This is a genomic window from Georgenia muralis (assembly GCF_003814705.1).
Lineage (GTDB): Bacteria > Actinomycetota > Actinomycetes > Actinomycetales > Actinomycetaceae > Georgenia > Georgenia muralis.
In genome coordinates this window covers 2,256,551-2,283,507 of record NZ_RKRA01000001.1, presented here as the reverse complement: position 1 = coordinate 2,283,507, position 26,957 = coordinate 2,256,551, and the positions used below count along the sequence as shown (strand labels likewise).

Annotated in this window: 27 protein-coding genes; 3 read left to right on the top strand and 24 right to left on the bottom strand. The window is 74.8% G+C overall.

The window, feature by feature from the left end:
* Positions 1-40: 40 nt before the first annotated feature.
* The 18 genes from tsaD to glmS form a co-directional block, all read right to left on the bottom strand.
* Positions 41-1,084, bottom strand: coding sequence for a tRNA (adenosine(37)-N6)-threonylcarbamoyltransferase complex transferase subunit TsaD (gene tsaD / locus EDD32_RS10235; RefSeq protein WP_123917203.1), 1,044 nt, complete (start codon positions 1,082-1,084; stop codon positions 41-43).
* A gap of 85 nt (positions 1,085-1,169) precedes the next feature.
* A complete protein-coding gene (locus EDD32_RS10230) occupies positions 1,170-1,949 on the bottom strand; it encodes an ABC transporter ATP-binding protein (protein ID WP_123917201.1) in 780 nt (259 codons plus the stop codon).
* On the bottom strand, positions 1,946-2,800 hold the full coding sequence (locus EDD32_RS10225) for an ATP-binding cassette domain-containing protein (protein WP_123917199.1): 855 nt from the start codon (positions 2,798-2,800) through the stop codon (positions 1,946-1,948). The genes EDD32_RS10230 and EDD32_RS10225 overlap by 4 nt, the downstream gene beginning before the upstream one ends.
* Positions 2,797-3,669 carry an ABC transporter permease gene (locus EDD32_RS10220; RefSeq protein ID WP_123917197.1) on the bottom strand — a complete coding sequence of 291 codons (873 nt, stop codon included), beginning with the start codon at positions 3,667-3,669 and terminating at the stop codon, positions 2,797-2,799. Before EDD32_RS10220 ends, EDD32_RS10225 begins: the two co-directional genes overlap by 4 nt.
* A complete protein-coding gene (locus tag EDD32_RS10215) occupies positions 3,666-4,631 on the bottom strand; it encodes an ABC transporter permease (RefSeq protein ID WP_123917195.1) in 966 nt (321 codons plus the stop codon). Before EDD32_RS10215 ends, EDD32_RS10220 begins: the two co-directional genes overlap by 4 nt.
* A gap of 125 nt (positions 4,632-4,756) precedes the next feature.
* Positions 4,757-6,265 carry an ABC transporter substrate-binding protein gene (locus EDD32_RS10210; RefSeq protein WP_123917193.1) on the bottom strand — a complete coding sequence of 503 codons (1,509 nt, stop codon included), beginning with the start codon at positions 6,263-6,265 and terminating at the stop codon, positions 4,757-4,759.
* A gap of 162 nt (positions 6,266-6,427) precedes the next feature.
* Positions 6,428-7,171, bottom strand: coding sequence for a succinate dehydrogenase/fumarate reductase iron-sulfur subunit (locus EDD32_RS10205; protein WP_123917191.1), 744 nt, complete (start codon positions 7,169-7,171; stop codon positions 6,428-6,430).
* A complete protein-coding gene (locus tag EDD32_RS10200) occupies positions 7,168-9,138 on the bottom strand; it encodes a fumarate reductase/succinate dehydrogenase flavoprotein subunit (RefSeq protein ID WP_123917189.1) in 1,971 nt (656 codons plus the stop codon). Before EDD32_RS10200 ends, EDD32_RS10205 begins: the two co-directional genes overlap by 4 nt.
* A gap of 11 nt (positions 9,139-9,149) precedes the next feature.
* Positions 9,150-9,845: a succinate dehydrogenase cytochrome b subunit gene (locus tag EDD32_RS10195; protein WP_123917187.1), complete on the bottom strand. Its 696-nt coding sequence runs from the start codon at positions 9,843-9,845 to the stop codon at positions 9,150-9,152.
* Positions 9,846-10,014: 169 nt separating this feature from the next.
* Positions 10,015-10,884, bottom strand: coding sequence for a sulfurtransferase (locus EDD32_RS10190; protein WP_123917185.1), 870 nt, complete (start codon positions 10,882-10,884; stop codon positions 10,015-10,017).
* Positions 10,881-11,330, bottom strand: coding sequence for a ribosomal protein S18-alanine N-acetyltransferase (gene rimI, locus EDD32_RS10185; RefSeq protein ID WP_246006077.1), 450 nt, complete (start codon positions 11,328-11,330; stop codon positions 10,881-10,883). The genes EDD32_RS10190 and rimI overlap by 4 nt, the downstream gene beginning before the upstream one ends.
* A gap of 26 nt (positions 11,331-11,356) precedes the next feature.
* Entirely contained in the window at positions 11,357-12,046 is a 690-nt protein-coding gene (tsaB, locus tag EDD32_RS10180; protein ID WP_123917181.1) for a tRNA (adenosine(37)-N6)-threonylcarbamoyltransferase complex dimerization subunit type 1 TsaB, read from the bottom strand.
* A gap of 26 nt (positions 12,047-12,072) precedes the next feature.
* Complete coding sequence (locus EDD32_RS10175) at positions 12,073-12,963, bottom strand: hypothetical protein (protein ID WP_123917179.1); 891 nt, start codon at positions 12,961-12,963, stop codon at positions 12,073-12,075.
* Positions 12,960-13,469, bottom strand: a complete 510-nt coding sequence (gene tsaE / locus EDD32_RS10170; RefSeq protein WP_123917177.1) for a tRNA (adenosine(37)-N6)-threonylcarbamoyltransferase complex ATPase subunit type 1 TsaE — start codon at positions 13,467-13,469, stop codon at positions 12,960-12,962. Before tsaE ends, EDD32_RS10175 begins: the two co-directional genes overlap by 4 nt.
* Positions 13,466-14,656 (bottom strand): alanine racemase, encoded by a 1,191-nt coding sequence (alr, locus tag EDD32_RS10165; protein WP_123917175.1) that lies wholly within the window; start codon positions 14,654-14,656, stop codon positions 13,466-13,468. Before alr ends, tsaE begins: the two co-directional genes overlap by 4 nt.
* Positions 14,657-14,662: 6 nt before the next feature.
* Positions 14,663-16,240: an NAD(P)H-hydrate epimerase gene (locus EDD32_RS10160; RefSeq protein WP_123917173.1), complete on the bottom strand. Its 1,578-nt coding sequence runs from the start codon at positions 16,238-16,240 to the stop codon at positions 14,663-14,665.
* 52 nt (positions 16,241-16,292) lie between these two features.
* On the bottom strand, positions 16,293-16,643 hold the full coding sequence (locus EDD32_RS10155) for a holo-ACP synthase (protein WP_123917171.1): 351 nt from the start codon (positions 16,641-16,643) through the stop codon (positions 16,293-16,295).
* A 25-nt stretch (positions 16,644-16,668) separates the two neighbouring features.
* Positions 16,669-18,525 (bottom strand): glutamine--fructose-6-phosphate transaminase (isomerizing), encoded by a 1,857-nt coding sequence (glmS, locus tag EDD32_RS10150; protein ID WP_123917169.1) that lies wholly within the window; start codon positions 18,523-18,525, stop codon positions 16,669-16,671.
* Between the two features lie 95 nt (positions 18,526-18,620).
* Between glmS and coaA the strand changes: the two genes are divergently transcribed.
* Positions 18,621-19,583: a type I pantothenate kinase gene (gene coaA, locus EDD32_RS10145; protein ID WP_123917167.1), complete on the top strand. Its 963-nt coding sequence runs from the start codon at positions 18,621-18,623 to the stop codon at positions 19,581-19,583.
* Between the two features lie 5 nt (positions 19,584-19,588).
* Here the strand turns inward: coaA and EDD32_RS10140 are convergent, their stop codons facing one another.
* From EDD32_RS10140 to EDD32_RS10120, 5 genes are all read right to left on the bottom strand, one after another.
* Positions 19,589-20,254: a DedA family protein gene (locus tag EDD32_RS10140; protein ID WP_123917165.1), complete on the bottom strand. Its 666-nt coding sequence runs from the start codon at positions 20,252-20,254 to the stop codon at positions 19,589-19,591.
* A 6-nt stretch (positions 20,255-20,260) separates the two neighbouring features.
* The gene (glmM, locus tag EDD32_RS10135; protein WP_123917163.1) at positions 20,261-21,607 is read right to left on the bottom strand and encodes a phosphoglucosamine mutase; all 1,347 of its coding nucleotides are present in this window, start codon (positions 21,605-21,607) and stop codon (positions 20,261-20,263) included.
* A 162-nt stretch (positions 21,608-21,769) separates the two neighbouring features.
* Positions 21,770-22,261: a 30S ribosomal protein S9 gene (gene rpsI, locus EDD32_RS10130; protein ID WP_123917161.1), complete on the bottom strand. Its 492-nt coding sequence runs from the start codon at positions 22,259-22,261 to the stop codon at positions 21,770-21,772.
* 47 nt (positions 22,262-22,308) lie between these two features.
* Complete coding sequence (gene rplM, locus EDD32_RS10125; protein ID WP_123917159.1) at positions 22,309-22,752, bottom strand: 50S ribosomal protein L13; 444 nt, start codon at positions 22,750-22,752, stop codon at positions 22,309-22,311.
* A gap of 241 nt (positions 22,753-22,993) precedes the next feature.
* Positions 22,994-24,673 carry an ATP-binding cassette domain-containing protein gene (locus EDD32_RS10120; RefSeq protein WP_123917157.1) on the bottom strand — a complete coding sequence of 560 codons (1,680 nt, stop codon included), beginning with the start codon at positions 24,671-24,673 and terminating at the stop codon, positions 22,994-22,996.
* 156 nt (positions 24,674-24,829) lie between these two features.
* Between EDD32_RS10120 and EDD32_RS10115 the strand changes: the two genes are divergently transcribed.
* Both EDD32_RS10115 and EDD32_RS10110 read left to right on the top strand, forming a co-directional pair.
* Positions 24,830-25,333 (top strand): DUF5709 domain-containing protein, encoded by a 504-nt coding sequence (locus EDD32_RS10115; protein ID WP_123917155.1) that lies wholly within the window; start codon positions 24,830-24,832, stop codon positions 25,331-25,333.
* Positions 25,334-25,377: 44 nt separating this feature from the next.
* On the top strand, positions 25,378-25,887 hold the full coding sequence (locus tag EDD32_RS10110; protein ID WP_123917153.1) for a DUF5709 domain-containing protein: 510 nt from the start codon (positions 25,378-25,380) through the stop codon (positions 25,885-25,887).
* A 54-nt stretch (positions 25,888-25,941) separates the two neighbouring features.
* Here EDD32_RS10110 and EDD32_RS10105 read toward each other — a convergent pair whose 3' ends face one another.
* Positions 25,942-26,940, bottom strand: coding sequence for a tRNA pseudouridine synthase A (locus EDD32_RS10105; protein ID WP_123917151.1), 999 nt, complete (start codon positions 26,938-26,940; stop codon positions 25,942-25,944).
* Positions 26,941-26,957 lie beyond the last annotated feature (17 nt).

The window sequence follows — 26,957 nt, the reverse complement described above, 5'->3', positions numbered from 1 at the left end:
GGGCGGGCGCCGGTGGAACCCGCGGGCACCACCGGGAGCCTCAGACCCGGATGGTCTCCAGCGGCATGCCCGAGTCGGTGGGTAGCTCCAGCGACGAGGGTGCGGCCCCGGCCCGGACGAGCGCCGCGCCGAGCGCCGCGATCATCGCCCCGTTGTCGGTGCAGTACCGGATGGGCGGGATCCGCAGGGTGATGCCGCGCTCGGCCGCCCGCTCGGCCGCGAGCTCGCGCAGGCGCGAGTTGGCCGAGAAGCCGCCGCCGATGACCAGGGTGTCGATCCCGTCCACGGCGCACGCGTCGAGCGCCTTGCGGGTGAGGACGTCGGCCACCGCCTCCGAGAAGCCCGCGGCGACGTCGGCCGCGGGGACCTCCTCGCCGCGGTCCTGACAGCCCTCGACGTACCGGGCCACGGCCGTCTTGAGGCCGGAGAAGGAGAAGTCGTAGGCGTGGCGCACCTTGTCCTTGCCGGCCGAGAGTCCGCGGGGGAAGCGGATCGCCTCCGGGTCGCCGGTGCGGGCGAGCCGGTCGACGTGCGGGCCGCCCGGGTAGGGCAGCCCCAGGAGGCGGCCAACCTTGTCGAAGGCCTCCCCGGCCGCGTCGTCGAGGGTCTGCCCGAGCTCGACGACGTCGGTGGCGATGTCACCGACGCGCAGGAGCGAGGTGTGGCCGCCGGAGACCACGAGCGCGATGAAGCGCTCGGGGAAGGGGCCGTGGACGAGCTCGTCGACCGCGGCGTGACCGATGACGTGGTTGACCCCGTACAGGGGCTTGCCGGTGGCCAGCGCCAGCGCCTTGGCCCCGGCCGACCCGACCGTGAGCGAGCCGACGAGGCCGGGCCCGGCGGTCACCGCGACCACGTCGACGTCGGCCAGGTCCAGCGAGGCCGCGGCGAGTGCGGCGTCGACCGTGGGGAGGAACGCCTCGAGGTGGGCGCGGGAGGCGACCTCGGGGACGATGCCGCCGAACCGGGCGTGCTCGTCCATGGAGGAGGCGGTGACGTCGGCCAACAGCTCGCGCCCGCGCACCAGTGCCACGCCGGTCTCGTCGCAGGAGGTCTCGATGCCGAGGACGATGGGATCGCTCACCGGACCAGGGTAGTCGCCCGGGCGGGGCCCCGTCGGCGCATATCGACGGTCGGCTGCGTGACCGGTCAGGCTGGGGCCGGGCCGGTCACGGGAGCGGTCCCGGTGACAGCCGCGGAACGGCGGCGAGGAGCCGCTGCGTGTACGGCTGGCGTGGCCGGTCGAGAACCTCACGTGTGGCCCCGCGCTCGACGAGACGGCCGTCCTTGAGCACGACGATGCGCTCGCACAGGGCCGCGACGGCGCTGACGTCGTGCGAGACCATCACCACGGTCAGGCCCTTCTCCTGCTTGAGGCGTTCGAGGAGGGCGATGACGCCCAGGCGCGTGCTCAGGTCCAGCGCGCTGACCGGTTCGTCGGCCAGCAGCACCGACGGCCCGGTGACGAGGGCCCGCGCGATGGCGATCCGCTGTCGTTGACCACCGGAGAACTCGTGCGGGTAGCGGCGGGCGGCGTCACCGTCGAGGTCGACGTCGGCGAGGGCCTTCGCAACCGCTGACCGCAGCGCCACGCGTCCGCGGCTCAGCCCGAGCGAGACCAGCGGCTCCGACACGATCCGGTCCACGCGCTGGCGCGGGTCCAGCGAGGAGTACGGGTCCTGGTAGACCACCTGCACCCGGCGGCGGAACTCGCGGCGCCGTCGACGGTCCGCGAGGTTCAGGGCCTCGCCGTCGACGACGACGCGACCCGCCGTCGGGCGCACCAGCCCGAGCAGCAGCGACAGCGCGGTGGACTTTCCCGAGCCCGACTCCCCCACGATCCCCAGGCTGACGCCGCGCTCGACCGTCAGGGTCACACCATCGAGGGCGTCCGCCGTGGCACCGCGGTACCGGTAGGAGACGCCCTCGAGCCCGAGGAGCGGCGTCATGGCGTCGCCCCCGCCGTCGTCCCCCCGGCGGCGGGCGCGCGGCCGGCCAGCGCCGCGTCGAGGGCCCGGGCGCTGTCGACCAGACGTCTCGTGTAGGGGTGCCTGGGTGTGGCGATGACGTCGGCGACGTCGCCCTCCTCCACGACGGCACCATCGCGCATCACGACCACGCGCTCGGTCACCTCCGAGATGACGGCCATGTCGTGCGAGACGAACACCAGCGCGGTGCCGTGCTCGCGCACCACCCGCAGGAGCAGCTCGAGGATCTCCGCCTGCACGGTCACGTCCAGGGCGGTCGTGGGTTCGTCCGCGATCAGCACGGCCGGCTCGCACGCCAAGGCCATCGCGATCGCGACCCGCTGACGCTGCCCGCCGGACATCTCGTGCGGGAAGGACCGCACCAGCCGCTCCGGGTCGGGCAGGGCGACCTCGCGCATGAGACGGAGCACCCCCTCGTGCAGCTCGGCCCCGCGCAGGCCACGGTGCCGGCGCAGCGGCCCGGCAACCTGCCGGCCCACCCGCATCAGGGGGTCGAGCGCCGTCAAGGGTTCCTGGAACACCAGGGACACCACCGAGCCACGAACCCGGTTCAGGGTCGCCTCGTTCGCGCCGATCACCTCCGTGCCCGCCAGGCGCACCGACCCCGCCGCGCTGAGCCCCGGACCCAGGAGGCCGGCGACGGCGAGCGCGGTGAGGGACTTGCCGGAACCCGACTCACCGATCACGCCCAGCCGCTGCCCGCTCCGCACGGTGAAGGACACGCCGTCGACGAGCCGGCGTCCGCCGTCGGCCAGGACCGTGAGCCGGTCCACGGCGAGCTCCGGCACCCCCGGATCGGCCGGAGCGCTCATCGGCTCCTCCCACGGGTCGGGTCGAAACGGTCGCGGAGCCCGTCGGCGAGGAAGTTGGCGCCGAGCACCATGGCCACGATGACGAGTCCGGGCGCCACGGCGGCCCACGGGGCGGTCACCACGGTGCCCTGCGCCTCCTGCAGCAGCCGGCCGAGCGAGGCGTTGGGCGGGGGCACGCCCAGGCCGAGGTACGACAGGCTCGCCTCTGCCAGCACCGCCACCCCGAACAGCACCGCGACGTTGACCACCAGGCTCGGCCAGATGTTCGGCAGCACGTGCCGGACGACGATCCCCGGCACCCCGGTGCCGGACGTGCGGGCGGCGGTGACGTACTGCTGCGAGAGCACGCGCCGGCTCAGGATGCGGGTGAAGCGTGCCACGACGGCCGAGGCGCCGACGCCGATAGCCAGCAGGACGGTCCACAGGCTCGAGCCCTGCGCCGCCACGATGAGCATGGCGAGCAGCAGCGTCGGGAAGGCGATGAGGATGTCCAGGGCCGAGGCGACGGTGTCGTCGAGCCAGGGCGGGGTCAGGGCGGCGAGGATGCCGACGACCACCCCGGCGACGACGGCCACCGCCGTCGCGCCCAGCCCCACCGTCAGCGCGATGCGGGTGCCGACCATGGTCTGGCTGAGGAGGTCGCGCCCGAGCGTGTCGGTGCCCAGCCAGTGGTCGGGGCCGGGAGGCTCGAGCCGGCCGCCGGAGGTGTCGGAGAGCTCGTAGGGCAGCCACACCAGGGACAACGCCGCCACCGCCGCAACGACAGCGAGCAGCACGACGCCCACCACCAGGGTCGGCGAGGGCCGGCGACGCCGGGCGCGCGGCGCGACCGGGACGTCGACGGGCTCGAGACCGGGCGTCGTCGTCATGCGGCCGTCCCCGTGGTCCTGCGGCGCAGCCGCGGGTCGACGACGCGCTGGAGCAGGTCGGCAGCGAAGCCGATCACCAGCACGAGGAAGGTGGTGACGAGCAGGACCCCTTGGATGCTCGGGTAGTCGTGCTGGGCGATGGCCCGCACGAGCATGCTGCCCAGCCCCGGCAGGGAGAACACGCTCTCGACGACGACGGCGCCCAGCAGGGTCGTGGCCAGCTCCACGCCCAGGATCGCGATCACCGGCACGGATGCGTTGCGCAGGCCGTGCCGCCAGAACGCGTGCGGCAGGCTGGACCCGAGGGAGCGGGCGGTGCGCAGGTAGTCGCTGCCCAGCACGTCCTGGGTGGCGGAGCGCACGTAGCGCGCGAGCGAGGCGGTCATGACGGTCACGACGGTCGCCACCGGAAGCGTCAGGTAGCGCAGCGCCTCCGCGGGCTCGGCCCACCCCGCGCGGGGGTAACCTCCGGACGGGAACAGGCCCAGGTCGAGCGCGAGGATCCACACCAGCACCATGCCCACCCAGAAGACCGGCACCGCGATGCCGAGCTGCGCCAGCCCGGACAGGACGACGCCGTACCAGCGGTTCGCGCGGTACGCGGCGACGAACCCGACCACGCTCGCCAGCGACGCGGCGAGGACGAACGCGAACAGCGTCAGTGGGATGGTCACCCCGAGGCGGTCGACGACGTCCGGCAGCACCTCGCGACCGCTGACGAACGACGTGCCCAGGTCACCGGCGAGCACCTGCCCGACCCAGGTGGTGAGCTGGGCGAGAACGGGCTCGTCGGCGCCCACCTGTTCCCGTGCCGCCGCGATCTGCTCGGGCGTCGCGTTGACCGAGAGCAGGGCGTTCGCCGGGTCCCCGGGGAGCAACCTGAGCAGCGCGAAGATCACCACCATCGCGACGGCGAGCGACAGGAGAAGGAACAGCGTCCGTCGCGCGACGTAGCGTGCCACGGCGTTCATCCTCCTCTCGTGCGCGCGACGGCGCCCTCCGGCCGGGTCTCGGGGGTGCGGGGTGCTCACCCGGGCCGGATCCCCGCCCGGCCGGGCGGGGATCCGGTGCCCGGCTGCGGTCCGCGTCAGCCCTTGGTGATGTCGTAGACGAAGAACTGCGAGTTCAGGCCGTTGACCGGGTAGCCGGAGACGTCGCTCGAGGAGACCACGATCTGCGGGTGGAGGTACAGCCAGGCGCTGGCCGCGTCCTCCGCGATCTGTCGGTTCACCAGGCGCAGCTTCTCCGTCTGCTCCTCCGGGGTGGCGGCCTGCTCCGCCTCCTGGACCCAGGCGGTGACCTGGGGGTTGTCGTAGCCCCAGTAGAAGTCGGGGTCGCCGTACCAGACGACGTCGCGGTCGTTGACGTGCTCCTGGAGCGTGGCCTCGAAGTCTCGCTCCTGGAAAACCTTGGTGTACCACTCGTCGGCGGAGATCGGGTTGATCTCCACCGTCACGCCCACCTTGGCCAGCTCGCTCTGCACGAACTCGGCCACGGTCGGGTGCGGGTCGTAGGTCGGCGTGTCCAGCGTGAACGAGAACCCGTCCGGGAGCCCGGCCTCGGCGAGGAGCTCCTCCGCGAGCGCGGGGTCGTAGGGGTTGACGTCCGTGAGGTCCTCGTACCAGGGGTCGGTCGGCGGGACCATCGAGCCGATGAGCGTCCCGTAGTCGCCCCAGATCGAGCTCAGCAGCTTCTCCCGGTCGATGGCCGAGTAGACCGCCTTGCGGACCTGGACGTCGTCGAAGGGCGCCATCTGGTCGTTGAACGCGAGGAGCTCCTTGGTGGTCGAGGTGCCCTCCGCGATCGTGTAGTCGGGGTTGCCCTCGAACTGCGCCAGGGCGTCGGGGCTCTGGACCGAGGTGAGGATGTCCACCTCGTTGGTCAGCAGGGCGTTGCCCATGGCGCTGGCGTCCGTGAAGTACTGGAAGACCACCTCGGCGTTGGCCGCCGGCTCGCCCCAGTACTCGTCCCACCGGGCCAGCGACAGGCTGGACCCGCGGGTCCAGTCGCCCACGGTGTAGGGCCCGGTCCCGTCCTCCTCCGTCTTGAGGTCCCCGGCGTCGGTGTTGACGATCCACACGTAGGAGAGGTTGTAGGGGAAGGAGATCGACGGAGTCGCGAGCGTGAAGACCACCGTCCGCTCGTCCGGCGTCTCGATGGAGGCCAGCGGCTCGAACGAGGACTTCCGCGCCGACTGCGAGGACTCCGCCGTGACCCGCTCGACGCTGCTCCTCACGTCCTCGGACGTCACCGGCTTGCCGGAGTGGAACGCGACACCCTCGCGCAGCGTGACGGTGTACGTCAGGCCGTCGGGGCTGACCGAGTAGTCCTCGGCGAGGAGGTTCTCGAGCTCGCCGTCGTCCGTCAGCTTGAACAGGCTCTCGTAGACGTTACCGTTCAGCGCCTCCGTCACGCCCTGGCCGCCGCCGTCGACGTTGCTGAGGTTCTGCGGCTCGTAGAGGGAGCCGACGTGGATGACCGCGGCCTCCTCGTTGCCGGCGGCTCGTTCGTCGTCGCCGGACGACCCGCACCCGGCGACCACGGCGACGGAGAGGATCAGACCGACAGCGGCTCGGACGGTGTGGAATCTTGTCATGAACGGGAACTCTCATCTCTGGACCGAGGCGGACCCCCCGCCCTCCCTCAACCTAGCTCCGGCGGCCGGGCGGTGCCCCGCGGAACGCCGAAGGACCAGGGACCGAGACGGCGAGGCCTCCGGTGCCGGTACGGGACGGCCCCGGGCGTCGTCGCACGCGTCTCAGCGGCCGGCGCGCATCGCCATGCCGAGGTCGGCGTTGAGGGTGCCGATGACGTCGAGCGGGATCTCCTTGGGGCACACGGCGGCGCACTCACCGATGTTCGTGCACCCACCGAAGCCCTCGGCGTCGTGCTGGTGGAGCATGCTGACCACCCGCGCCTCCCGCTCGGGCTGGCCCTGGGGCAGCAGGCCGAGGTGCGTGACCTTGGCCGCGGTGAAGAGCATCGCCGAGGCGTTGGGGCAGGCCGCCACGCAGGCGCCGCACCCGATGCAGGCGGCCGCCTCGAAGGCCCGGTCGGCGGCGGCCTTGGGCACCGGGACCGCGTGGGCGTCCGGCGCCGCGCCGGTGTTGACCGAGATGTAGCCGCCGGCCTGGACGATCCGGTCGAAGGCGGTGCGGTCCACGACGAGGTCCTTGATCACCGGGAACGCGCTGGCGCGCCACGGCTCCAGGGTGATGGAGTCGCCGTCCTTGAACGAGCGCATGTGGAGCTGGCACGTGGTGGTCCGCTCGGGCCCGTGGGCGACGCCGTTGATGACGATGCCGCACATGCCGCAGATGCCCTCGCGGCAGTCGGAGTCGAACGCCACGGGGTCCTCGCCGCGCTGGGTGAGCTCCTCGTTGAGGACGTCGAGCATCTCGAGGAAAGACATGTCCTCGGAGATCCCCACGAGCTCGTAGGCGACCAGGCGGGGCTCGGCGGCCGCGGAGGCCTGGCGCATGACGTTGAGGGTGATCTTCACTTGTAGCTCCGCTGCTTCATCTCGACGTACTCGTAGTTGAGGTCTTCCTTGTGCAGGACCGGGACGCCGTCGCCGCCCCACTCCCACGCGGCGACGTAGGCGAAGTGCTCGTCGTCGCGCAGCGCCTCCCCGTCCGGGGTCTGCGACTCCGCCCGGAAGTGCCCGCCGCAGGACTCGCGCCGGTGGAGCGCGTCGATGCACATGAGCTCGCCGAGGTCGATGAAGTCGGCCACCCGGTTGGCCCGCTCGAGCGCCTGGTTGAGCTCCTCGTTGGTGCCCAGCACGCGCACGTCGCGCCAGAACTCCTCGCGCAGCTCACGGATGCGCCCGATGGCCAGGCGCAGGCCCTCCTCGGTGCGTTCCATCCCGCAGTACTCCCACATGATGTGGCCGAGCTCCTTGTGGAAGGAGTCGACGGACCGTGTGCCGCGGGCGCCGAGGAGGCGCGCGATGCGCGACCGGACGGACTCGACGGCCTCGACGACGGCGGGGTGGTCGGCGGGGACCTTCTCGAAGGGGCCGTCCGCGAGGTAGTCGTTGATGGTGTTCGGCAGGACGAAGTACCCGTCCGACAGGCCCTGCATGAGCGCGGAGGCGCCCAGGCGGTTGGCGCCGTGGTCGGAGAAGTTCGCCTCGCCGGCGACGAAGAGCCCCGGCACGGAGGACTGGAGGTCGTAGTCCACCCAGAGCCCGCCCATCGTGTAGTGCACGGCCGGGTAGATGCGCATGGGGACCTCGTAGGGGTCCTCGCCCGTGATGCGCTGGTACATGTCGAAGAGGTTGCCGTACTTCGCCGCGACGGACGCCTTGCCCAGGCGGGCGATGGCGTCGGCGAAGTCGAGGTAGACCCCGCGCCGGACGCCGCCGACCTCCGGTCCCACCCCGCGCCCCTCGTCGCAGACGTACTTCGCCGCGCGTGAGGCGATGTCGCGGGGCACGAGGTTGCCGAAGGCGGGGTAGATCCGCTCGAGGTAGTAGTCCCGCTCGGCCTCGGGGATCTCCCGCGGGTCGCGGGTGTCGTCCGGCGCCTTGGGCACCCAGATGCGCCCGTCGTTGCGCAGCGACTCGCTCATGAGGGTGAGCTTGGACTGGTAGTCGCCCGACACCGGGATGCACGTGGGGTGGATCTGGGTGTAGCAGGGGTTGGCGAAGTGGGCGCCCTTGCGGTGCGCGCGCCAGGTCGCGGTGACGTTGGAGCCCATCGCGTTGGTGGAGAGGTAGAAGACGTTGCCGTAGCCGCCCGTGGCCAGGACGACGACGTCGGCCAGGTGGGTCTCGATGGCACCGGTGACCATGTCGCGCACGATGATGCCGCGTGCGCGCCCGTCGACGACGACGAGCTCGAGCATCTCGTGCCGGGAGAACGTGGTCACGGTGCCGGCCGCCACCTGGCGCTCGAGCGCCTGGTAGGCGCCGATGAGCAGCTGCTGGCCGGTCTGCCCACGGGCGTAGAAGGTGCGCGAGACCTGCACGCCGCCGAACGAGCGGTTGTCCAGCAGGCCGCCGTACTCACGGGCGAACGGCACGCCCTGGGCCACGGCCTGGTCGATGATGCTCGCGCTGACCTCGGCGAGGCGGTACACGTTGGACTCCCGCGCCCGGAAGTCCCCGCCCTTGACCGTGTCGTAGAACAGCCGGTAGACGGAGTCGTTGTCGTTCTTGTAGTTCTTCGCGGCGTTGATCCCACCCTGGGCGGCGATGGAGTGCGCGCGCCGCGGGGAGTCCTGGTAGAAGAACGAGCTGACCTGGTAGCCGGCCTCGCCGAGCGTGGCGGCGGCGGACGCCCCGGCCAGGCCCGTGCCGACGATGATCACGTGGAGCTTGCGGCGGTTGGCGGGGTTGACCAGGCGGGCGGAGAACTTGCGCGTGGACCACCGCTCGGCGAGCGGGCCGGCGGGCTCCTTGCTGTCGACGAGCGCCTCGCCCTCGCTGTACAGGCCGGCGACGAGCGTGTCAGTCGTTGTCATCTTCTCGTTCCTCAGTTGACGAAGTCGAGCAGGACGGCGGTCGGGGGGGCCATGAACCCGACCAGCAGCGCCGCGGCGACGAGGTAGGCGGTGGCGTTGATCGCGCCCTGGCGACGGCGGTTGGACGCACCGAGGGTCTGCAGCGCGCTCCACACCCCGTGCCGCACGTGCATGGTCAGCATGACGATCGCGACGAGGTAGACGAGGTAGAGCCACCAGTGTTCGAAGGCGGCGACGAACCGCTCGTACGGGCTGTCGAAGGTGCCGCCGACGTTGATGGTCAGCGTCGTGAACTGCAGGATGTGGAAGACGATGAACGCGAGCAGGATCAGCCCGCCCCACCGCACCGTGCGCGCCGAGTACGTCTGGGCGAGGCGCTTGTGCATCACGTAGCGGTCCCGGCGCGCCTCGCGCGCCCGGCGCCAGAGCGTCACGGCGGCGACGACGTGCACCGCGAGCGCCACGAGCAGGCCGATGCGCTGGATCCACAGGAAGCCCATGCGCGGCAGGTACGGGTAGAGCAGGTCCCGCAGCGACTCGGCGTAGGAGTCGAACGCCTCCTGGCCCGAGAACATCTTGAGGTTGCCGTACATATGGAGCAGGACGAACAGGACGAAGACGATTCCCGAGACCGCCATCGCCCACTTCAGGGCGACGGTGGTGCCGTTGGCGCGTCGCGGCTTCGTCGGCGCAGTGGCAGTGACCATGGTCCTGCATGGTAGCGAGTTCTCTGTCACATCCGGGACCACGCCCATCCCGTGAGCGCACGACTGTGCGCCTGGCGGACCAATCTTGCGGGTAATCGTCGCGCAGCGACAGAGGAGGCGGTTGCCAGCGCACGGCGGTGTGCCTGCTGGTCACTCCCGGTGCCGGGGTTCAGGCGCCGGTGACGACGTCGCGCGCCGGGTCCGACGACCACTGGGAGAACGAGCCCGGGTAGAGCGTCGCGGGCACACCGAGGCTCGTCAGGGCGGCGATCTCGTGGGCCGCGGTCACTCCCGAGCCGCAGTACACGGCCACCGCGGCGCCGGTGGCGCCGCCGGCCCCGAGGGCCCCGAGGGCCTCGAAGCGGGCCCGCAGGTCCGTCGCGGGCAGGAAGGTGCCGGCGGCGGTGAGGTTCGCCGTCGTCGGGGCGCTGACGGCGCCGGGGATGTGGCCGGCCCGGGGGTCCACGGGCTCGTGCTCGCCGCGGTAGCGCTCCCCCGCACGGGCGTCGAGCAGCGTCCCGTCCGAGACGGCGACGCCGTCGGCGTCGGTGGTCGGCATCGCGGCCGGGCCGCCGGCGGCGAGCGGCAGGGCGACGTCGCCCGGGTCGGGCACGACCTCCCCGGTCTCCAGCGACCCGCCGGCGGCGAGCCATGCGCCGAGGCCGCCGTCGAGGAGGCGCACGTCGCCCAGCCCGGCCCAGCGCAGCAGCCACCAGACGCGGGCGGCGGAGGTCGCCCCGACGGCGTCGTAGGCGACCACGCCGCGGTCGCGGCGCAGGCCCCAGCGGCGGGCGGCGGCCTGCAGGTCGGCCGGCGAGGGCAGGGGGTGGCGGCCGGCGGTCGGGCTCGGCGGGGCGGCGAGCTCGCGCTCGAGGTCGACGAAGACCGCCCCTGGCAGGTGCCCGGCCCGGTGCGCGGGCCGCCCGTCCGGCTCGGCGAGGGACCACCGCACGTCGAGCAGGACCGGTGGCCGAGGGCCGGCGAGCTCGGCGGCCAGCTCCCCGGCGGTGACGAGGACCTGCTCGCGCGGGCCGCTCACGGCTCGCTCCCCACCGGGCCGGGCGAGGCCGTGAGCCGGGCACGCATGACCACGGCGTCCTCGCCCTCGGCCGCGTAGTAGCCGCGTCGCAGCCCGATGCGGGTGAAGCCCGCTCCCTCGTACAGCCGCTGCGCGCCGGCGTCCGAGGCGCGCACCTCCAGCACGACGGTGCGCGAGCCGGCCGCGCGGGCGGCGGACAGGAGCGCCTCGAGGAGCTGGCGGGCGATGCCACGACGGCGGTAGGGCGCGGCGACGCCCACGGTCATCACCTGCGCCTCCTCCCCGGCCGCGAGGCCGGCGTAGCCGACGACGGTCCCGTCGACCACGGCTGCGAGGTAGGTCCGCCCGGGGGTCGCGAGCTCGTCGAGGTAGACCCCGCGGCTCCAGGCGCCGGGGCCGAAGAGCTCCTCCTCGAGCTCGACGACGCGGCCGAGGTCGGCGTTCACGAGCGGGCGGAGGCGGGCCGGGGAGGTCACGGCGCGGGGGCGGTCGCCCGCTTGGGAGTGCCGGCCGGGTGGACGTCGGGGCGCCGGAGGTACAGCGGCTCCGTCCCGAGCTCGACCTCCGCGCCGGCGACCCGCCGGGCGAGGCGGGCCCGCACGACGCGGGCGAGCACCGCCGGGTCGACGCTCGCGGGGGTGCCGGGCGCGGCGACGAGCAGCTCGGGGTAGCGGGCGGCGCCCGGGCCCAGGACGGTGGCCCCGGCGGGGTCGAGGGTGGCAGGGGCGGCGACCGCCGGCCCCGCGAGCCGCCGGACGTCGTCGGGGCCGTCCGCGACGTACCGGCCCCAGTAGACCTCCTTGCGCCGCGCGTCGGTGACGACGAGGACCTCCTCGCCGGCCGGCAGACCGTCCAGGCCCTGGCGCGCCAGGACGTCGAGGGTGGAGACGCCGTGGACGGGCACCCCCCGGCCGCGGGCGAGAACCTGGGCGGTGACGAGGCCGACCCGCAGACCGGTGAAGGGGGCGGGCCCGGTGCCCACGGCGACAGCGTCGAACGTCCCGCCGCCGAGGACCTCGGCCACGAGCGGGCTCAGGCTCTCCGCGTGGCGTCGGGGGTCCTCGCCCGACGCTGCCGACAGCACGGTCGTGCCGCCCTCCTCGGGGACGTCCACGAGCGCCACGGCGCTCCCGCCGGAGGTGTCGATGCACAGGATCCGCACGGGCCCCAGGGTAGTGCGCGAGCCGGTCACCGGCGCACCCGCGGGTCGCGGGGGTGCCGGGCCGGGTCCGGGGCGGGCTCGCCGGCGGCGGGGTCGGGGCGGCGCAGCCAGACGACGAGGGCCGCCCACGCCAGGACGAGGACGAGGACCGCGGCGACGACGGCCACCGGTCCCCACCCGCCGCCCTCCACCGGCGGCGCGTGGTCCTGGGCGGGGTCGTCCCCCGCCGCGTACCGCTCGGCCAGGAACGGCTGGTAGGTCTCCAGGGCGACCGCCCCGGCGAGCACCTCGCCGGCGGCCTCGCCCACGGGCCGGACGACGGCGTCGCTGACCGCGAACCAGGCGTCGAGGGGCGCGTCGTACACCAGCGAGGCCGCCGGGTCGAGCTCCGCGAGGGCCGCGGCGAGGTCGGCCGCGGCGTCGATGTGGTCCAGGACCGGGCCGGCGCCGTCGGGGTCGGCCGCGACGAAGAGGCTACCCACCGGCTCCTCGCCCAGCAGGAGCGGCGCGACCCACTGCCGGGTCGCGAGCGCGGGCGGCTCGAGGTCGGTGCCGTCGAGCACGCCAGGGGCCCAGCCCATCACCGGCCGGACGGTGCCGGGGACCACCCGGCCGCGCTCCTCGGCGGTGAGCTCGTCGAGCTCGCCGGCACCCTCCGTGGCCAGGACCGGGCCGGTCTGCGTGGTGAACCACTCCACGACGTCGGCCGGCACGCCGTCGTCCACGGCCACCGGCGTGGGCGACGGCGAGGCCGTGCCCTCCGGTGCGCGGGTCGCGCCCGCGAGGGGGGCGAGCGCCGCGGCGAGGATGAGCACGACGAGCGTGAGGGCCAGCGCGACCGCCGCGGTGACGTGCGCGGAGCGCGGGCCGGCGGGGGTGCGGCCGGGGGTGGTGCGGCCGACCGGGCCGCGGCTCACCCGGCCTCCGCGAGCGCGGCGAGGTCCACCCCGGCCCACCGCTCGCCGACCCCGCGCAGGACCACCTCGCGCGGCGCCGGGGCGGCGAGGTCGTCCATGGACGTGGCGGCACCCCCGCGGGGGCGGCGGACCTCCACCTCGAGCCGGTCCGCCGCGAGCGCCTCGACCTTGCCCTCGCCCCACTCCACGACCGTGACCGAGTCCTCGAGGGAGGTGTCGAGGTCGAGGGCGTCGACCTCGTCGAGGGAGCTGAGCCGGTAGGCGTCGACGTGGACGAGGTCGGGCCCGCCGGAGAGGGCGGGGTGGACGCGGGCGATGATGAAGGTCGGCGAGGCCACCTGGCCGCGCACGTCCAGACCGGTGCCGATCCCCTGGGTCAGGGTCGTCTTCCCGGCCCCGAGGCCGCCGGAGAGGAGGACGAGGTCCCCTGCCCGGAGCAGCCCGGCGAGGCGCCGCCCGAGCTCGCGGGTGGCCTCGGCGTCGGCGACGTGGACGGTGGTGGTCATGCGTGCTCCCCGGGGAGGTAGTGCCGGGGCACGCGGGCCCCGAGCCTGGTGACGATCTCGTAGCTGATGGTGCCGCAGACCCGCGCCCAGTCGTCCGCGGTGGGCTCCCCCGCCCGGCCGTCGCCGAACAGCACGGCCACGTCCCCCTCGGCCCCGCCGTCCGGGCCGAGGTCGAGGACCACCTGGTCCATGCACACCCGGCCGGTCACGCGCAGGCGGCGGCCGGCCACCTGGACCGGGCCGACGGACGAGGCCGCCCGGGGGATCCCGTCGCCGTAACCGAGCGGGACGACGCCGAGGTGGGTGTCGGCGCTGGTGCTCTCGGTGTGGCCGTAGGACACCGGGGTGCCCGCCGGGGCCGGCTTGACCAGGGTCAGGCGCGCCTCGAGCCGCATCGCCGGGCGCAGCCCGAGGGCCTCGGCGCCGGCGACCTCCGGGGCCGGGCTCAGGCCGTAGACCGCGATCCCCGGGCGCACCAGGTCGAAGTGCGTGGCGGGATGGAACAGCGTCCCGGACGACGCGGCGAGGTGGCGGACCTGCGGCCGCAGCCCGGCGGCCTCCGCGGTGGCCACGGCGGCGGCGAAGACCTCGGTCTGCGCGGCGGTGACGGGGCTGTCCACCTCGTCGGCGCACGCCAGGTGCGACCAGATGCCGACCACCTCGACGGTGCCCTCGGCCTCGGCGCGGCGCGCCGCGTCGACGAGGTCACCGAACGCCTCGGGCCGGGCGCCGCCGCGACCCATGCCGGTGTCGACCTTGAGGTGCACCCGGGCCGTCCGCCCGGTGGCGCGGGCGGCGGCCGCCACCTCGCCCACCGCCCAGGGCGCCGACGCGGAGAGGTCGAGGTCGGCCGTGAGCGCCAGGTGCAGCGGCGCGCCGGGGGCGTAGAGCCACGTGAGGATGCGCGGGCCGGGCAGGCCCGCCCGCAGGACCAGCGCCTCGTCGAGCTGCGCGACGCCGAGCCAGGTCGCGCCGGCCGCGACCGCCGTGCGGGCGACCGGGAGGAGCCCGTGGCCGTACGCGTCGGCCTTGACCACCGCCATGACCTCCGCGGTCGGGGCCGCACCGCGGAGCGCGGCCACGTTGCCCGCGACGGCACCGAGGTCGACGACGGCCCGGGCGGGGTGGGCGGGGGCGCCGTCGTGCTCGCCGTCCGGGGTGCTCACGGCGCCCAGTCTCCCACCCATCGCGGCTCAGCCCAGCAGCGCACGCAGCGCGGCCGGGACCGCGGCGGCGACGTCCATGGCGGTGACGGGCGCCCCGGCACCGCCGGCGGTGGCCTCGCCGGTCAGGCCCGCGGCGGTCCGGGCGGCGCGGCCGTGCACCAGGGCGGCGGCCGCGGCCAGCCGCGCGGGCAGGCCCGCACCGTCGGAGGGCAGGGCGCCGTGCAGCTCACCGGAGAGGAGGTCGCCGTAGCCCGCCAGCAGCGCCCCGACCATCCCCGCCAGGACGTCCCCGGCACCGGCGGTGGCGAGCCAGCCGGTGGCCTCGGCCTGGGCGTAGAGCGGGCCGTCCGGGGCGGCCACCACCGTGGTGGCGCCCTTGAGCAGGACGGTCGCGCCGGTGATCTCGGCCGCGAGGCGGGCGTGACGGGCGGGCGCGTCCTCGACGTCCTCGCGGCTGGTCTCCTCCCCGCGCGCGGTGAGCAGCGCGGCGAGCTCGCCGGCGTGCGGGGTCAGCACGACGGTGGCGGGCAGGTCGGTGAAGGTCTCGCCCAGCAGGGCGAGCGCCCCGGCGTCGAGCACCACCGGCCGGTGCGCCGCCAGGGCGGCGGCGAGGGCCTCGCCGACCTCCTCCGACCGCACCGAGGGCTCCGGCCCCACCCCGGGGCCGAGCACCCAGGCCTGCACCCGGCCGGGGACGGCGACCACCTCGGGGAAGCGCTGGTGGACCAGCGCGGTGGGGACCTCCGGGCCGAGGTAGCGAACCATGCCCAGGCCCGTGCGCAGGGCCCCGGCGGCGGCCAGGACGGCTGCGCCGGGATAGGTCTGGGAGCCGGCCACGAGCCCCAGGACCCCGCGGGTGTACTTGTGGTCGCCGGGGCCGGGCACGGGCCACAGCGCGGTGACGTCGTCGCCGGTGAGACGGCACACGGCCGGGACGGCGTCGTCGAGCGCGTCGAGCCCGACGTCGGCGACCTCCACCCGGCCGGCGAGGTCGGCGGCGGGCGGCAGGAGCAGGCCGGGCTTGGGCGCCCCCATGGTGACGGTGACGTCGGCCGGGAGCACGGGCCCGGGCAGGGTGCCGTCGTCGACCCCGATGCCGGAGGGGACGTCGACGGCGACGACGATCGCGCCGCCGGGGTTCTCGGCCCGCTCCTCGGCGAGCGCCTCGACCACCCTCGCCAGCGGCTCGCGCAGGGCCCCGCGCGCGCCGATGCCGACGAGGGCGTCGACCCACACCCCGGACCAGCCCGCGAGCTCCAGGACGGCGCCGGCGGGGTCGTCGTCCTCGGTGAGGTCGTGCACCTGGACCCCGGCGGCCGTGGCCGCGGCCAGGCCGCCCGCGTGGGCCCGGCCGAGCAGCGCGGCGTGGACGAGGCAGCCGCGGCGCGCCAGGTGCGCCCCGGCGAACAGGGCGTCGCCGCCGTTGTTGCCGCCGCCGACCAGGAGCAGCACGATCGAACCGCTCACCCGGTAGCCCTCGCGCCGCAGCGCGGCGGCGACGCGGGTGGCCAGGGCGAAGGCGGCGGTGGCCATGAGGGGGCGGCGGGCGGCCAGGAGGGGCTCTTCCGCCGCGCGGACCGCGGCGGCGCTGTGGGCGCTGATCATGCCCCCATCGTGCCCCGCCGGGCGCCGCCGCACCGGCCGACGGGCCGGGCGCTCAGGACTCGGCGACGACCATCGCCGAGGCGATGCCCGCGTCGTGGGAGATCGACAGGTGCCAACGGGTGATGCCGAGCTCGGCGGCCCGGGCGGCCACCGTGCCGCGGATCTCCACCACGGGCGGGCCGCCGACGACGCGGTGCACCGTGCAGTCGTGCCAGCGCATGCCCGCCGGCGCGCCCAGGGCCTTGGCGATCGCCTCCTTGGCCGCGAAGCGGGCGGCGAGGGAGGCGTCGGGCAGGTCCCGCTCGTCGGGGGTGAAGATCTTCTCCCGCAGGCGCGGGACGCGCTCGACCTCGGCCACGAAGCGGGCGACGTCGACGACGTCGATGCCCACCGAGACGATCACGGTCTCCCCCCGCCGGCCGGCCGGCTCACTCCACGGTCACGGACTTGGCGAGGTTGCGGGGCTGGTCGACGTCCAGGCCCTTGGCGGTGGCGAGCTCGGCGGCGAAGATCTGCAGCGGGACCACCGTGACCAGCGGCATCATGAGGGTCGGGGTGCGCGGGACCCGGAAGACGACGTCGGCGTAGGGCGTGACCGCCTCGTCCCCCTCCTCCGCGATGACCAGGGTCCGGGCGCCACGGGCACGGATCTCCTGGATGTTGGACACGACCTTGCTGTGCAGGGTGGGCCGGCGCGGGGTCGGGACGACGACGAAGACGGGCTGCCCCTCCTCGATGAGGGCGATGGGGCCGTGCTTGAGCTCCCCGGCGGCGAAGCCCTCGGCGTGGATGTAGGCGAGCTCCTTGAGCTTGAGCGCGCCCTCCAGGGCCACGGGGAAGCCGACGTGGCGCCCGAGGAAGAGCACCGAGGTGGTGTCCTTCATGGCGCGGGCCACCTCGCGCACCTCCTCCGCGTGGTCGAGGACCTCCTGGATCTTCGCCGGCAGCAGGGCGAGCTCGGCGAGGTAGCCGGCCACCTCGTCGGCGTACTTCGTGCCGCGCAGCTGGGCGAGGTAGAGGCCCAGGAGGTAGGTGGCGGTGATCTGGGCGAGGAAGGCCTTGGTGGAGGCCACCGCGACCTCCGGGCCGGCGTGGGTGTACAGCACGGCGTCGGCCTCGCGGGCGATGGTCGAGCCGTGGGTGTTGACCACGGCGAGGACCTTCGAGCCCTGCTCACGGGCGTGGCGCAGCGCCATGAGGGTGTCCATGGTCTCCCCGGACTGGGAGACCGCGACGACGAGGGTCTTCTCGTTGACGACCGGGTCGCGGTAGCGGAACTCGTGGGCGAGCTCGACCTCGACGGGGATGCGCACCCAGTGCTCGATGGCGTACTTGGCCACGTGCCCGGCGTAGGCGGCGGTCCCGCAGGCGATGACGATGATCTTGTCGACGCTGCGCAGGACGGCCTCGTCGATGCGCAGCTCGTCCAGGATGAGGTTGCCCACCTCGTCCGTGCGTCCCAGGAGCGTGTCAGCCACCGCCTTGGGCTGGTCGTGGATCTCCTTGTCCATGAACGTGGCGAAGCCGCCCTTGACGGCGGCGTCGGCGTCCCAGTCCACGGTGTACCGGCGGCCCTCGGCCGGGTTGCCGTCGCCGTCGACGACCGTGACGGAGTCGGCGGTGATGGTCACGACCTGGTCCTGGCCCAGCTCGAGGGCCTCCTTGGTGTGGGCGATGAACGCCGAGACGTCCGAGCCGAGGAAGTTCTCCCCCTCGCCCAGGCCGACGACGAGGGGGGAGTTCAGGCGGGCGCCGACGACGGTGCCGGGCTCGTCGGCGTGCACGGCGAGGAGGGTGAACGCGCCCTCGAGACGCCGGGTGACGGCGAGCATGGCGGCGGTGAGGTCGCGGGCCTCGTCGTAGGCGCGGGCGAGCAGGTGGGCGACGACCTCGGTGTCGGTCTCGGAGGCGAAGGTCACCCCCGCCTGGCGCAGCTCGGTGCGCAGGGGCGCGAAGTTCTCGATGATGCCGTTGTGGATGACGGCGAGCCGGCCGTCCTCGCTCAGGTGCGGGTGGGCGTTGGCGTCCGTGGGGGCGCCGTGGGTGGCCCACCGGGTGTGCCCGATCGCGGCGGTGGCGTCGGGCAGCGGGTTCGCGGCCAGGGCCTCGCGCAGGTTGGCGAGCCGGCCGGCCTTCTTCGCCGCGGCGAGGCCGTCCGGCGTGACGAGGGCCACGCCGGCGGAGTCGTACCCCCGGTACTCCAGCCGTGCCAGGCCGCCGAGGGCGACCTCGAGGGGACGGGAGCTGGGCTGGGCGGGGCCCACGTAGCCGACGATTCCACACATGCGGGCCAGGATATCCGGCGTCGCCGGCCCGGCCCGACCGGCGGGCCGCGCCCGGCGCGGCCCGCACCGCCCGCCGGTAGGACACACTGGGGCCCGTGTCCCTCTCGCGACCGGCGTCCAAGGAGCCCGCCTCCCCGTTCGTGGAGTTCGACCGGGCCGCGTGGAGCCGCCTGGCGGCCTCGACCCCGCTGCCCCTGACCGCGCAGGACGTGGTCAACCTCCGCGGCCTGGGCGACCCCCTCGACCTGGCCGAGGTCGACGCCGTCTACCGGCCGCTGTCGGGGCTGCTGCAGCTCTACGCCGCCGCCACCCGGGCCCTGCACCAGGCGACCTCGACGTTCCTCGGTGAGCGGTCCACCCGCACCCCCTACGTCATCGGGGTGGCCGGCTCCGTGGCGGTCGGCAAGTCCTCCACGGCCCGTCTGCTGCGCGAGCTGCTGCGCCGCTGGCCCCAGACGCCCCGGGTCGAGCTCGTCACCACCGACGGGTTCCTCTACCCCAACGCCGAGCTGCGCCGGCGGGGCCTGCTCGAGCGCAAGGGTTTCCCCGAGTCCTACGACCGGCGCGCGCTGCTGCGCTTCGTCGCCGACGTCAAGGGTGGGGCGCCGGAGGTCTCCGCGCCCCTGTACGACCACGTCACCTACGACATCGTCCCCGGGCGCAGGCAGGTGGTGCACTCCCCCGACGTGCTCGTCGTCGAGGGCCTCAACGTGCTCCAGCCCGCCCGGGCGACGGCGAACGGCACGTCGTCCCTGGCGGTGAGCGACTTCTTCGACTTCTCCATCTACGTCGACGCCCGCTCCGCCGACGTGCGGCGGTGGTACGTCGAGCGCTTCCTCAAGCTCCGGCGGACGGCGTTCTCCCAGCCGGACTCCTACTTCCGGGTCTACGCCGACCTCGACGACGCCGCGGCCACCGCCCGCGCCGAGGAGATCTGGGAGACGATCAACGCCCCGAACCTCGCCGAGAACATCCTCCCTACCCGCGGCCGGGCGACCCTGGTGCTCACCAAGACCGCGGACCACCGGATGCACCGCATGCGCCTGCGCAAGCTCTGAGCCCCTCAGTCCGGGGCGGGGCCCTCACCCTCGAGCATCTCCCCCGTCGTCGGCAGGCCGGGCAGGAGCCGGGCGTGGACCCAGGTGAGGAGCCGGTCCACCACCACGCCCAGGACCACCCCGCCGACGACGCCGACGGCGACCGCCGCGAGCGGGTGGTCCTGCAGGAACACCCCCGCCCCGACCCCCAGGGCGGTGGTGTACCCGGCCCACACGATCGCGGCGATCGCGGCGATGAGGACGAACCGGCGGCGGGGGAAGTCCACCGCACCGGCGCTCATGTTCACCGCGACCCGCCCGATGGGGACGAACCGGGCCGAGAGGATGAGCACGGTCCCCCGGGTGGCGAGGATGTACCGGGCCCGGTCGAAGGTGCGCCGGGCCCGCCGGCCCTGCATCACGCGCAGCCGTTCGACCGGCACCAGCCGGCCGATGGTGTAGGCCACGAGGTCGCCGCAGAACGCGCCGACCGCTGCCGCGAGCACGAGCGGCGCCAGCGGCGGGCCCCCCTCGGCGGCCGTCAGGGCGGCGACGGCGATGACCACGGACTCGCTCGGCACCGGCGGGAAGAACCCGTCGACGGTGACCAGGACGACGACGACGAGGAGGAGCCACGGCGAGCCGGCGAGCGACAGGACGAGGTCCTCGACCGCCCTCGCCGTCTCGAGCACGCCGGCCTACAGGGCCAGACGCTCGGCGACGACGTCGGCGAGGCCGTAGGCGACCACCTCGGCCTGGTCCTCGGTGGCCGCCTCGACCATCACCCGCACGAGCGGCTCGGTCCCCGAGGGGCGCAGGAGCACCCGGCCGGTCTCGCCGAGGCTGGCCTCGGCGGCCCGGACCGCCTCCGCGACGCCCTCGTCGGTCGCCGCGCGGGCCTTGTCGACGTCCTTGACGTTGACCAGCCGCTGCGGGAGCCGGGTGACGACGGCCGCGAGGTCGGCCAGGCTCCGGCCGGAGGAGACCACCCGGGAGGCGAGGAGGAGGGAGGTGAGGATGCCGTCGCCGGTGGTGGCGTGGTGGGAGTTGATGATGTGCCCGGACTGCTCCCCGCCCAGGGTGAAGCCGCCGGCGCGCATGGCCTCCAGGACGTACCGGTCCCCCACCCCGGTCTGGACGGTCTCGATCCCGGCCTCGCGCATGGCGAGGATGAGGCCGAGGTTGCTCATGACGGTGACCACCAGGGTGTCCCGGGCGAGGGTGCCGTCCTCCTTCATCGCGGTCGCGAGGAGGCCCATGATCTGGTCGCCGTCGATGAGCGCCCCGGTGTGGTCCACCGCCAGGCACCGGTCGGCGTCGCCGTCGTAGGCCACGCCGAACGCCGCCTGGGCCGCGACGGTCACGGCCTGGAGCTGCTCGGGGTGGGTCGAGCCGCAGTTGCGGTTGATGTTGCGCCCGTCCGGGGAGGCGTTGACGACGACGACGTCGGCGCCGGCCTCCCGCAGCGCCAGCGGCGCGACGTCGCTGGCCGCGCCGTTGGCGCAGTCCACGGCGATCCGCAGACCCTTCAACGGCGCGGCGGCGGCGACGAGGTGGTCGATGTAGCTGCGGTCCGCCAGCGCGGTCTCGGTGGAGATCGAGCCGACGCCGTCGCCGGTGGGCCGGGCCCAGGCCTGGCCGAGCCTGGCCTCGATGGCGTCCTCGACGACGTCGTCGAGCTTGTACCCGCCGCGGGCGAAGAACTTGATGCCGTTGTCGGGCATCGCGTTGTGGGACGCCGAGACGACGACGCCGAGGTCGACGTCGGTGCTGGCGGTGAGGTGCGCCACCCCGGGGGTGGGCAGCACGCCGACGTCGGTGACGTCCACCCCGGCGCTGGCCAGCCCGGCACCGAGCGCGGAGGAGAGGAACTCCCCGGAGATGCGGGTGTCCCGGCCGATGACCGCCCGGGGACGGCGCTCGGCGAAGTCGCCCGAGGCGGTCAGGACCTGGGCGGCGGCGGCCCCGAGGCCCAGCGCGAGCTCAGCGGTGACGTCGCGGTTGGCGAGCCCCCGTACGCCGTCGGTGCCGAAGAGCCGTGCCATGTGCTACCTCCGTGAGCGTTCGCTGGCGCGCACGCCCGGGCGCCGCGCCGCGGGCCGGGCGTGCGCCGGTACCGCGGACCATGGTGCCACGGGCGGGGGCCGCCCGGACGCGCCGCGGCCCCGCACCGTCGACGGTGCGGGGCCGCGGGCCAGGCGCTGGGATCAGCGCTTGGAGTACTGCGGGGCCTTGCGGGCCTTCTTCAGACCGGCCTTCTTGCGCTCGACCGTGCGGTCGTCGCGCGTGAGGAAGCCGGCCTTCTTCAGCGATGCGCGGTTGGAGTCGCGGTCGATCTCGTTCAGCGCGCGGGCGATGCCCATGCGCAGGGCGCCGGCCTGGCCGGAGATCCCGCCGCCGTGGATGCGGGCCACGACGTCGAACCGGCCCTCGATGTCCAGCAGCGTGAACGGCGAGCGGACGAGCTGCTGGTGCAGCTTGTTGGGGAAGTAGTCCTCGAGCGAGCGCCCGTTGATCTTCCACTCCCCGGTGCCCGGGATGAGGCGCACGCGGGCGACGGCCTCCTTGCGGCGCCCGAGCGCCTGGCCCGGCGCGGTCAGGGACTGGCCCTGCCCGGCCTGACCGGCCTCGCTCTCGGTGGTGTAGCTGGCGGGGACGTTCTCGTCCTCCAGCTCGTACTCGGCGGTGGTCTCAGCCACAGTTCTCCTCGGTCCTTGTCTCTGCGGTGCCGCGAGCGCTCACGCGCTTACTGGGCGACCTGGGTGATCTGGAAGGTCTGCGGCTGCTGCGCGGCGTGCGGGTGCTCCGCACCGGCGTAGACCTTCAGCTTGCCGATCTGGGCCCGGCCCAGGCTGTTCTTCGGGAGCATGCCGCGGACGGCCTTCTCCACGGCGCGGTCGGGCCGCTTCTCGAGCAGCTCGGCGTAGGTGGTGGCCTTCAGCCCGCCCGGGTAGCCGGAGTGGCGGTAGGCAAGCTTCTTCTCGCGCTTGCTCCCGGTCAGGGCGACCTTGTCAGCGTTGATGACGATGACGAAGTCGCCGTTGTCCACGTGCGGGGCGAAGGTCGGCTTGTGCTTCCCACGGAGCAGAGCGGCGACCTGGGTCGCCAGACGGCCGAGGACGACGTCGGTAGCGTCGATGACGTACCAGTTCTTCGTGACGTCGCCGGGCTTCGGTGTGTACGTGCGCACGGGCGTAGCCTTCGTTTCTTCAGCGTTCTCTCGATCGGGTGCGGCTATGGCGTGGCCGCGACCCATGGACATGGTGCTCGCTGCGCGCATCCGCGCCGCTGCCGGCGAGTGGGAGACACCGGAGAGCGCATGGGGATGCACAACGACATCCCAGACTACCGCCCCGCGCCCGGGAGGGTCAAAACCACCGGCTCCGGTGACCACGGTGAGACGCGACACGTGACGCACCGGCCCGCTCGGCTCAGCGCACCCGAACGCCGTCGTCGTCCCACACCGGCACCGGGGTCTCCTCGACGCTGCCGTCGGCGCCGACGTGGAGGAAGCGGTCGAAGCCGCGGGTGAACCACCGGTCGTGGGTCACCGCGACCACGGTCCCCTCGAACGCGGCGAGACCCGCCTCGAGCGCCTCGGCCGAGTGCAGGTCGAGGTTGTCGGTCGGTTCGTCCAGCAGCAGGAGGGTGGCTCCGGACAGCTCGAGGAGGAGGATCTGGAACCGGGCGGCCTGGCCGCCCGAGAGGGTCTCGACGCGCTGCTCGGCGGCGCGGGCGAGCTCGTACCGGTCCAGGACGCGAGCGGCGTGCTCGCGTGCCATGCCCCCGCGGTCGCCCTCGCCGCGGCCGAGGACCTCGAGGAGGGTCCGGCCGCGCAGGTCTGCCCGCACGTGGCCCTGCGCGAACCAGCCGGGCCGCACGCGCGCGCCCAGCCGGGCGACCCCGGTGTGCGCGACCGGCTCGACCGCCCGGCCGTCGGCGGGGCTGTGCTCGGGGCCGGGGTCCGTGCCGCCCGCGGCGAGCAGGCGCAGCAGGTGGGACTTGCCCGTGCCGTTGGCGCCGAGGACCGCGAGGCGTTCGCCGTACCAGACCTCGAGGTCGAACCGCTCGGTGAGCCCGGCCAGGGCCAGGCCCTCGCACACCACCGCCCGCTTGCCCGTGCGGCCGCCCCGCAGCCGCATGGTCACCCGCTGCTCGCCCGCGACCACCTCGGGCGGGCCGGCCTCCTCGAAGCGGGCGAGCCGGGTGCGGGCGGCCTGGAGCCGGGAGGCCATGTCCGCGTTGTAGGCGGCCTTCTGCTTGTACATGACCACGAGCTCGCGGAGCTTGGCGTGCTCCTCGTCCCAGCGCCGGCGCAGCTCCTCGAGCCGGCTCATCCGCTCGGCCCGGGCGGCGGGGAAGGTGGCGAAGGAGCCGCCGTGGACCCAGAGCCCCGCGCCCGCGGGCCCCGGCTCGAGCGCCGCGACGTGGGTGGCCGTGCGGGCGAGGAGCTCCCGGTCGTGGCTGACGAAGAGCACCCCCTTGGCGCTGGCGCGCAGCTGCTCCTCCAGCCACCGCTTGGTGGGGACGTCGAGGGAGTTGTCGGGCTCGTCCAGGACGAGCAGGTCGGCGGGCCCGCGCAGCAGCGCGGTGAGCACGAGCCGCTTGGCCTCCCCGCCGGAGAGCGTGCCGACGGAGCGCCACTGGGCCCGGTCGAACGGCTGCGCGAGGACCTCGGCGGTGATCTCGTCCCACTCGGCCTCCGCGGCGTAGCCGCCCGCGTCGGCCCAGTCCACGAGCGCCTGGGCGTAGGCGAGCTGGGCGGGCTCGTCGTCGACCGTCATCATGGCCAGCTCGGCGTCCGCCAGGGCCCGGGCGGCGTCGCGCAGCCGCGGCGGCGCGTGCTCGGCGAGGAGGTCGCGGACGGTCCTGCCGTCGTCGTCGATCCCGATGAGCTGGCCCATGACGGCCAGCGAGCCGGACCGCGAGACGGTGCCGCGGTGCGGGTCGGTGGCGCCGGTCGCGATGCGCACGAGGGTCGTCTTGCCCGCACCGTTGGGGCCGACGAGCGCCACCCGCTCACCCGCGCCGACCCGCAGGGAGACGTCGGCGAGGAGCCCGCGCCCGTCGGGCAGGTCGTAGCCGATGCCGGCGAGGTCGAGGTGGGCCACGGTCTCAAGCATCCCCCGTGGACCGCGCCGCGGTCCACGTCATATCCGGTGCCGGCGGCGCGCTGGACCTGCGCCGCCCGCGGATCCGTGCCGGCGCCACCGGGCAAGTGACCAAAGGTCGCTGTGCTCCGCCGCGGGCGGTGGCACGCTGGGGGCATGAGCATCCCACTGGGCACCCCCGGGCGGGACCAGTTCCTCGACGACGAGTCCTGGCAGCCCGACAAGGAGGACGGCCTGCTGCAGACCGACAGCGAGGACGTCCTCGACGAGGGCCTCACCGCCCCCGACGACGACCCGCTCGCCGGGCTGGACCTCAGTCCCCGCGGGCAGGTCGAGGGCGAGGCCCTGCGCGACCGGCTCGCCCGCGAGGAGCCCGACCGGTGGGACGACGACGGCGACGAGGACCCGGCCGTCGAGGAGGAGGACGACCCCGACCTCGCCGACGACGAGGCCGACCCCCCGGTGGGGCGCCTGGTCGCCCTGCCCGACGACGACGACGACACCGACGAGCCGGGCGAGTGGCAGGACGTCCTCGCCGAGGACGTCGGCGTCGGCGACCTCACCGCCGAGGAGGCGGCCATGCACCTCGTCCGCGACGGCGACGGCGGCCTGACCGACGCGCCGGACCCGTGGGGCCCCGTCTGGGACGAGCGCCGCTGAGTCCCGGCGTGCGCACCCCGCGGGGCCGGTGGCACGCTGGCGGCATGAGCACACCCAGCCTTCCCACCGGCAGCCCCGGTGACGACCAGTTCCTCTCCGACGAGTCCTGGCAGCCCGGCGAGGAGGACATGCTCCTCGACAGCCCCTCGGGCGACGTCCTCGACGAGGGCCTCACCGCACCCGACGACGACCCCCTCGCGGGCCTGGACCTCACCGAGTCCGGCCAGCGCGAGGGTGAGGACCTCGACGACCGCCTCGCGCGCGAGGAGCCCGAGGTCTGGGAGGACCAGCCCGGGGCCGACGCCTCCCCCCTGGCGGGACCCGGGCTGAGCGGTGAGACGGCTCCCGACGGAGCCACCGACACCACCGTGGGACGCCTCGTCGCCGAGCCGGACGACGACGGCCCCGAGGACCTGCCCGGGGAGACCCAGGACGTCCTGGCCGAGGACGTCGGTGTCGACGGCGCCCGCTTCATGCCCGAGGAGGCCGCCATGCACCTGGAGGACGAGGGCGCCGTCGACGAGGGCGGGACGATCGACCCCGACCGGCCGTGAGCCGCCGCGGGAGCCGTGAACGGCCCTGACCGCCGCCGAGCCGCCCCGTGCGCGTCAGCGGGGCAGCATCAGGCGGCGCACGTTCCGCGCCTCCGCCACCCGGGCCGCCAGCCCGGCGTCGGGCGGGTAGGCGACCTCCTCCAGCGTGAGGCCGTGCGCGGCGGCGACGGTGACGCCGGGGTCGCGGCGACCGGCCGCGAGGACCTCGGCCGGCCAGCCCGGGTCGCGCCGTCCCTCCCCCACCGCCAGGCACGCCCCCACGAGGGCGCGCACCATCGAGTGGCAGAACGCGTCGGCGCGCACGGTGGCGACGACGAGGTCCTCGTCCGGCCCGCCCCCCTCGCGCACCCGGCCCTCGGCGCCCCCGGCGCCGACCCGGTGGAACCCGAACGCCTGCAGGGTGCGGATGGTCGTCGCCCCCTCCCGGGGCCGGCAGTACGCCGCGAAGTCGTGCTCGCCGACCAGCCGGCCGGCGGCCTCGTCCATCGCCGCTGCGTCGAGCGGGCGGGGGTGCCAGAGCACCTCGGCCCGCCGCAGGGGGTCCCGGCCCGCCACGCCGTCCGCGATGCGGTAGGCGTAGCGGCGCCAGAGCGCACCGAAGCGGGCGTCGAACCCGGCGGGGGCGAGGCTCGCGCGGCGCACGACGACGTCGGCGGCGCCGCGCGGCGTCCCGCCGCGCCCGAGGACGCCCGCGAGGCGCGCCACGAGGGCCTCGCCCGGCGGGCGGTCACCCCGGCCGGGCAGTGCCTGCCAGGCCGCCGGCGGGACGTCGACGTGGGCCACCTGCCCCCGGGCGTGCACCCCGGCGTCGGTGCGGCCGGCAACGGTGAGCCGCGCCGGGCGGTCCAGACGCAGGACGGTGGTGAGGGCCTCCTCGAGCACGCCCTGGACGGTCCGCAGGCCCGGCTGGGTGGCCCAGCCCGCGAAGGCCGTGCCGTCGTAGGCGAGGTCGAGACGCACCCGGACGGTGCCCCCCTCCCGGGCGGCTCGCTCGCCGTCGCCCCGCTCCCCGACGTCGGCCCTGGCGGGCTCCGGGCCCGGCTCTCCATCCACGGCCCGAGGTTACCGAC

What these genes read in the sequence shown, in the direction of transcription:
- EDD32_RS10230 (WP_123917201.1), bottom strand. Translation starts at nt 1,949, where the DNA reads ATGACGCCGCTCCTCGGGCTCGAGGGCGTCTCCTACCGGTACCGCGGT.
- EDD32_RS10225 (WP_123917199.1), bottom strand. Translation starts at nt 2,800, where the DNA reads ATGAGCGCTCCGGCCGATCCGGGGGTGCCGGAGCTCGCCGTGGACCGG.
- EDD32_RS10220 (WP_123917197.1), bottom strand. Translation starts at nt 3,669, where the DNA reads ATGACGACGACGCCCGGTCTCGAGCCCGTCGACGTCCCGGTCGCGCCG.
- EDD32_RS10210 (WP_123917193.1), bottom strand. Translation starts at nt 6,265, where the DNA reads ATGACAAGATTCCACACCGTCCGAGCCGCTGTCGGTCTGATCCTCTCC.
- EDD32_RS10200 (WP_123917189.1), bottom strand. Translation starts at nt 9,138, where the DNA reads ATGACAACGACTGACACGCTCGTCGCCGGCCTGTACAGCGAGGGCGAG.
- EDD32_RS10195 (WP_123917187.1), bottom strand. Translation starts at nt 9,845, where the DNA reads ATGGTCACTGCCACTGCGCCGACGAAGCCGCGACGCGCCAACGGCACC.
- tsaE (WP_123917177.1), bottom strand. Translation starts at nt 13,469, where the DNA reads ATGACCACCACCGTCCACGTCGCCGACGCCGAGGCCACCCGCGAGCTC.
- alr (WP_123917175.1), bottom strand. Translation starts at nt 14,656, where the DNA reads ATGGGTGGGAGACTGGGCGCCGTGAGCACCCCGGACGGCGAGCACGAC.
- EDD32_RS10160 (WP_123917173.1), bottom strand. Translation starts at nt 16,240, where the DNA reads ATGATCAGCGCCCACAGCGCCGCCGCGGTCCGCGCGGCGGAAGAGCCC.
- glmS (WP_123917169.1), bottom strand. Translation starts at nt 18,525, where the DNA reads ATGTGTGGAATCGTCGGCTACGTGGGCCCCGCCCAGCCCAGCTCCCGT.
- glmM (WP_123917163.1), bottom strand. Translation starts at nt 21,607, where the DNA reads ATGGCACGGCTCTTCGGCACCGACGGCGTACGGGGGCTCGCCAACCGC.
- EDD32_RS10115 (WP_123917155.1), top strand. Translation starts at nt 24,830, where the DNA reads ATGAGCATCCCACTGGGCACCCCCGGGCGGGACCAGTTCCTCGACGAC.
- EDD32_RS10110 (WP_123917153.1), top strand. Translation starts at nt 25,378, where the DNA reads ATGAGCACACCCAGCCTTCCCACCGGCAGCCCCGGTGACGACCAGTTC.